4 protein-coding genes are annotated in these 6,323 nt (G+C 73.0%); 1 reads left to right on the top strand and 3 read right to left on the bottom strand.

Features of this window, described 5'->3' with window-relative positions; translation table 11 throughout:
• A partial coding sequence (locus AOK08_RS34810; protein ID WP_055533461.1) for a WD40 repeat domain-containing protein occupies positions 1–2,866 on the top strand: 2,866 nt, incomplete at its 5' end.
• Between the two features lie 300 nt (positions 2,867–3,166).
• Here the strand turns inward: AOK08_RS34810 and AOK08_RS34805 are convergent.
• From AOK08_RS34805 to AOK08_RS34795, 3 genes are all read right to left on the bottom strand, one after another.
• Positions 3,167–4,426: an alpha/beta fold hydrolase gene (locus AOK08_RS34805; RefSeq protein ID WP_055533460.1), complete on the bottom strand. Its 1,260-nt coding sequence runs from the start codon at positions 4,424–4,426 to the stop codon at positions 3,167–3,169.
• Between the two features lie 127 nt (positions 4,427–4,553).
• Entirely contained in the window at positions 4,554–5,216 is a 663-nt protein-coding gene (locus AOK08_RS34800; RefSeq protein ID WP_055533458.1) for a response regulator, read from the bottom strand.
• The coding region (locus AOK08_RS34795; RefSeq protein WP_479683334.1) for a sensor histidine kinase at positions 5,201–6,323 on the bottom strand (1,123 nt) is incomplete at its 5' end. The genes AOK08_RS34795 and AOK08_RS34800, both read right to left, overlap by 16 nt.

Below are 6,323 nucleotides of genomic sequence, written 5' to 3'. Positions count from 1 at the left end.
CTCCCATGCTTCCCATGCCTTCCGGGCCATGGGGGAGCACGACGCGGGTGTCCTGCCGCTCCTCTCGCACGCCCTGCTCGCCACCTGGCAGCGGCGCAAGGGGGGCCGGCTGACGCTGTCCGGGTACCGTGCGGCCGGAGGTATCCAGGGCGCCGTCGCCGCGACCGCCGAGCACGCCTGGACCGGCCTCGACCCGGCGGCACGCAGCGCCGCGAGGCTGTTGCTGCTGCGGCTGGTACGGCTGGGAGAGGACACCCAGGCCACCCGCCGACGCTGTACGAGACGGCAACTGGCCGCCGAGTCCACCGACCCGGCCAAGACGGAGGAGTCCCTCGAAGCCCTCGTACGCGCCCGGCTGGTGACGCTCGACGCGGAGAGCGTGGAGATCACCCACGAGGCGCTGCTGCACGCCTGGCCGCGACTGCGCGACTGGATCGACGAGGACCGGGGCGGCAACCTGCTGCGCCAGCGCCTGGAGGACGACAGCAGATCCTGGGAGGAGTCGAAGCGCGACTCATCCCTTCTCTACCGGGGCTCCCGGCTGGAACAGGCGCACACCTGGGCGAAGTCCGCCGGTGACACCTTCCTGACCGGCAGCGCGGTGCGGTTCCTGGCCGCCTCGGTCCGGCTGCGCCGGCGTACCGTCCTGGTCAGCCGTGCCGCCGTCGCCGTCGTGGTCGTGCTCGCCGTGCTGGCGGCGGGAGCCGCGCTGATCGCCCGGCAGCAGCGCGACGACGCGGTGTTCGAGAACGTGCTCGCCGAGGCCGACCGCGTCCAGTACACGGACCCGTCGCTGTCCGCGCAGCTCAGTCTGGTCGCCCACCGACTCCGCCCGGACGACGCGGGCACCCGCAGCCGGCTGATCTCGATCGTGAACACCCCGCTGTCCACCCCGCTGACCGGCCACACCGGCGCCGTCTACCTCACCACGTTCAGCCCGGACGGGCGGCTCCTGGCCACCGCCAGCTACGACCGGACCGTACGCCTGTGGAACGTGGCCGACCCGTCGGACCCCAAGCCGCTCGGCGCGCCCCTCACCGGGAACGCGAGCTGGGTGAGCAGCGCCGTCTTCAGCCCGGACGGCCGCACCCTCGTCAGCGCGGGCGACGACGGCACGATCCGCCGCTGGGACGTGTCCGACCCGGCGCGTCCGCGCTCCCTAGGCCCGCCCGTGACCGGCCACGACGGCACCGTCTATCTGATCGCCTTCAGCCCGGACGGCCGTACGCTCGCCGCCGCCTGCGAGGACCGCACGGTCCGCCTGTGGAACATGGCCGATCCGGCCGCCCGTCCCAGGCCGATCGCCGCCCTCACCGGCGCGGGCGCCGCCGTGCGCGCGATCGCGTTCAGCCGAGACGGCCGGAAACTGGCGGCGGGCGGCGACGACAACACGATCCGGCTGTACGACGTATCAACACCGCACAGCCCCAAGCCGTACGCCACGCGACTGACCGGGCACACCAGCCTGATCCACTCCGTGGCCTTCAGCCCCGACGGGCGCACCCTCGCCAGCGGTGCCGCCGACGACACGATCCGGCTGTGGGACGTGTCCGACCCCGCGCACGCCGCCCAGGTCGGCGCGCCGCTCACCGGCCACACCGACGCGATCTGGTCGGTGGCCTTCAGCCCGGACGGGTCCATGCTGGCCGCCGCCAGCGCGGACAGCACGGCGAGTCTGTGGAACGTCAGCGATCCCCAGTACCCCTCCCAGGTGGGCCAGCCCCTCGCGGGCAGCAGTGGCGAGATGTACGCGCTCGGCTTCAGCCCCGACGGCCGTACGCTCGCCACGGGAAGCGGCGACAGCAGGGTCCGGCTGTGGTCGTTGCCGACGTCGGACATGATCGGCCGGCTCGGGGTGTTCCGCCCGGACGGGCGGCTGCTCGCGACGGGGTCGCGCGACGGACGGGTCCGGCTGTGGAACGTGGAGCGGCCCGACCACCCGGTGGCGCAGGGCGAACCGTTCACTCCCGGGGAGGGCGAGGTACGGACGCCGGTGTTCTCCCCGGACGGCCGGACTCTCGCACTGGTGTCCGGCAACAGCACGGTGCAGCTCTGGAACGTCGGCGACCCGAGACATCCTGTCGCCTGGGCGGACCCCGTGAAGGTGCGGACCCGGTTCGCCGCCTCGGTGGCGTTCAGCCCGGACGGGCGCACGCTGGCCACCGCCTACCAGGACTTCACCATCCAGTTGTGGGACGCGAGCGACCCGGCCCGTCCGCGTCCGCTGGGCCGCCAGCTCACCGGATACAAGGGGTACGTCAGCTCCCTCGTCTTCAGCCGGGACGGCCGCACCCTGGCCGGCGCGAGCTCGGACGGCACGATCCGGCTCTGGAACGTCACCGACCCGGCCAGGGCCACCCCGGTCGGCAAGGTGCTCAGGGGACACCTCGGTCCGGTCAACAGGCTCGCCTACAGTCCGGACGGCCGTACGCTCGCCAGCGGCAGCGACGACGGCACGGTCCGCCTCTGGGACGTCACCGACCCGGCGGACTCGCACGGTCTGGGCGCTCCGCTCACCGGGCACACCGAGGCGGTCGAGGAGCTGTCGTTCAGTCCGGGCGGCCGGGTACTGGCGAGCGGCGGCAACGACAACGCGGTCCGGCTCTGGGCGGTCGGCGATCCGTCGCGGGCCAGGTCCATCGGCCAGTCGATGAGTCCCAACGCCAAGACGGGCAACTTCCTGGCGTTCAGCCCGCGCGGCGGCATCGTCGGGGTGTCGAGCGGCTCGGACACGGTCCGCCTGTGGAACCTCGACGTCGACACGGCGGTCACCCACATCTGCTCGACCACGCGGGGCGTACTGACGGCGGAGAAGTGGCACGAGTATCTGCCGCGACTGTCGTACGAGCCCCCGTGCGGCGAGTAATTCTCCCGTCCCCGCGTCCGCATCCCGAAGTGCGCGACGCCAGCAGGCACTTGCCCGGCATCGGCCGCGGTCACCCGGGACGGTTGTACTGGAACAGGGGTGAACGGAAGTGATCCCAGTCACAACTGGTCGTCAGAGGGGAGCACTCGACTCCCACTGAGCATGCAGTCTTGTTACCCTTGGCCATAGCCCGATCGCTGGTGCATCCCCCGTCGCCAGCGGTCGGGTTCTTATTTGCCCGCCAGGGCATCCGTTGGGCGTCCCTGGGACGTCTCTGGGACGTCCGGCCCGGCGTATTTCTCAGCCCGTCGGCAGCGGTTTGTCCAGCAGGAACGCGCGCAGCAGCGCGGTGAAGCGGTGTGGTTGGCCGCCCGAGACGGAGTGGCCGGCGCCCTTCACGATCACGAGCCTGGAGTCCGGCAGGACGCTCCGGTACTCGGCGGTCACGGCGGGTTTGATGAAGTCGCACTCCCCTCGCATGATCAGGGACGGAACGTGCGCGGTGCGCAGTCTCGGCCTGGGGTCGGGGATCCGTTCGAAGTCCTTGCGGGTCATCTGGTTGTTGTAGAAGCCCTGGGGGTTGTTGTGCGTCGCGATGGGCCGCCCGCCCTTGCATGAGGTGCTGTCCTTTCCCTGGAGGGCGACCTCGTGCATCCAGTGGTCGGCCTCGCCGTCGCCGACCAGCGCGTGCGCGGCGCCGGGGTTGACCCCGAGCAGCACGCTCGCGGCGAGCATCCGGGGTGAGCTGTTCAGCTCGTCGAGCCGGGTCTTCTGGGCGGGGCTGAGCCGGTTCCACGGTTCCCCGGCCGTCGAGCCCGGGTATTCGCGGCCCCACAGCGCGCCCGGCGAGCTGAACACCGCTTTGGCCAGGTGCCGCGGGTGGGCCGCCATGTACTGGGCGGTGAGTGATCCGCCCCATGACCGGCCGACGAGGATGATCCGGTCGGCGCCGAGCCCGCGCCGGATCGCTTCGAGATCGGCGACCTGGCGGGCCACCGTGTACCCGGTGATGTCCCGCAGCCGGGTGGAGCGGCCGGCGCCGAGCTGGTCGTACGCGTATACGTCGAAGCCGTCCGCCGCGAGTTCACGGCCACCGGTGGGGACGCCCTCGCCGGGCGTGCCCGGGCCGCCGTGCAGGAAGATCACCGGGGTCGGCCTGGCCCTGCCGACGGCGGGGGCGTGGACGTAGGCGATACGCGATCCGGTCGGCAGATTCCAGAACTTGACGCCGGGTGGGGCAGGGGCGACCGGGGTCGTGGGCATCGGACGGAAGACGGTGACAGCGGCGAGGGCCGCGATCGCCGCTGTCAGACCTACCGCCGCGAACGCGGACGCCCGCAGGGCCCGGCGGCCTTCGAGGCCGAGCAGGGCGAACCCCGCCCGGCCCAGCAGCCCGGCGGCCGCCGCGCCGGAGGCGAGCGCGGCGAGGGCCAGGACCGGCACGCTCGCGGTGACGAACGCCGTGGCGAGGAAGGCCGCCGTCGCGACGGCGGGCGCCAGCAGGACCGCCAGGAACAGCAGGACGCCGCCGACGACCCGGCGGAGAAGTGTGGGTGACATGGATGGCATACGTTCGAGGCTAGGGAGACGGCTCCGGCCATCCATCCAGCTCAGGGACGGTCCGGCGGCGCTCCATCGGCCCCCCTGCGGCGGGGTGCGGACCCCGCCCCACGGCGGGGGCAGGCCACTACTGGGGGCGGGCGCCCGGGCGGATCAGGCCCGTCTCGTACGCGGCGATCGTCGCCTGTACGCGGTCGCGTACGCCGAGTTTGTTGAGGAGGACGGAGACGTGGTCCTTCACGGTGGGCGGGCTCACGCCCAGCACCTCCGCGATCTCCGAGTTGGACAGCCCGCGCGCGACCTGCCGGAGGACCTCGGTCTCGCGCGGGGTGAGCCGGTCGAGCCGTGCCGTGTCGAGCGGGCCGGGCGCGTCGGCGCACCGGTCGATCAGTCTGCGGGTCACCGCCGGGTCGAGCAGCGCCGCTCCCCCGTGGATCACCCGCACCGCGTCGATCACCCGCTCCGGTTCGGCGTCCTTGAGCAGGAAACCGGCGGCTCCGGCGCGCAGCGCGGCGAACAGGTACTCGTCGAGGTCGAAGGTGGTCAGCACCAGTACCCGGGTCTCGGGGTTCTGTTCGGTGATCCTCGCGGTCGCGGCGAGGCCGCCGATTCCGGGCATCCGGATGTCCATCAGGGCGACGTCCGGCCGTACCGCCAGGGCGAGTTCGACCGCCGTGTCGCCGTCCGCCGCCTGCCCGACGACGCTCAGATCTGGTTCCGCGTCGAGTATCGCCGCGATTCCGGCCCGTACGACGGCCTGGTCGTCCGCGACAGTCACTCTGATCGCCATGGGTGGACCTCCGGCAGCCATACTCGCGATATTCGTACCGCCGCGCGGTCGGTCGTCGTGAGGGTACCGCCGGCGGCGTCCACGATCGCGCGCAGTCGCCGCTCCGCCCCCGGGTCGGCGGGTGCCGGACCGGAGACCTCCACCCCGTCGTGGACCCTGCGTACGGTGAGCGTGGCGCCCAGGGTCATGAGCGTTGCGGCGATCCGGTACGCGAAGACCTCCACGGGGGCGGGCAACGGGCGGCGCGGACCGATGTCGCCGACATCGGCTACATCGGCGGCATCGGCTATTTCGGCTACGCCGGCTACGTCGTCGATGTACTGGACGGTGCCGCCGTGGCGCGCGGCCAGCGCGGCGATTCCGGCAGTCGTCGGGGGTGGGGTATCCTCCCTCTCCTTCGGTTCCCGCCCGTCGTCGCCTTCGTCGCTGTCGGGTGCGCGGAGCCCCGAGAGCAGGTCCCGCAGGGCGGTGAGACCCGCGCGGGCTTCCTCCCGTACTGCCCTCAGGTTTCCCGCCTCGGCCTCCGCGGCCACCGCCCGCGCGTGCCGGAGCGCCGTGCCCCGCAGCCCGGCGGCGATCCGGAGCCGCTGCTCGCGTACGGCGGCGTCGGCGTCCCCGTCGAGCAGTCGCCGCCGCCGGGTGTCGGCGGCCCGGAGTCGGTCGCGACGCCGGGCGGTCCGGCGTCCCCACGCCCAGACGGCGAAGGCCGGGAGGGCGAGCGCGCACGTCAGTACCGCCCAGGCTCCCGTACGGCTGCCGGTGATACCCGGGCCGCCCGCCAGCGCGAGGCCACCCGTGGCGGCGACGGCGAGCGGCGCGAACAGGCCCCGCCGGAACGGCAGATACACGGCGGCGCTGTACACGAGCGTCAGTTCGACCCACCCGTACACCAGGAAGATGTCGCTCACCGGTGGCCGCGTCCAGGCGGCCCGGTCGCAGGCCTGCCACAGCACCAGGGCCAGCAGCACCGCCGCCAGCGCGCGTCCCGGCGCACGCGAACGCCAGCCGAGCGGTACGGCGTGCAGGCCCGACAGCACGACCGTCGGTACGGCGGGCAGCACTCCGGCGAAGGAATCCGCCGCGTCGGCCGCACCTGCCGCACCTGCC

The organism is Streptomyces graminilatus, from assembly GCF_001418565.1.
Lineage (GTDB): Bacteria > Actinomycetota > Actinomycetes > Streptomycetales > Streptomycetaceae > Streptomyces > Streptomyces graminilatus.
This window is presented reverse-complemented; position numbering and strand designations above follow the sequence as displayed.

Bases quoted from the DNA above. Each gene is read 5' to 3' on its own strand.
- AOK08_RS34805 (WP_055533460.1), bottom strand. From the start codon at position 4,426: ATGTCACCCACACTTCTCCGCCGGGTCGTCGGCGGCGTCCTGCTGTTC.
- AOK08_RS34800 (WP_055533458.1), bottom strand. From the start codon at position 5,216: ATGGCGATCAGAGTGACTGTCGCGGACGACCAGGCCGTCGTACGGGCC.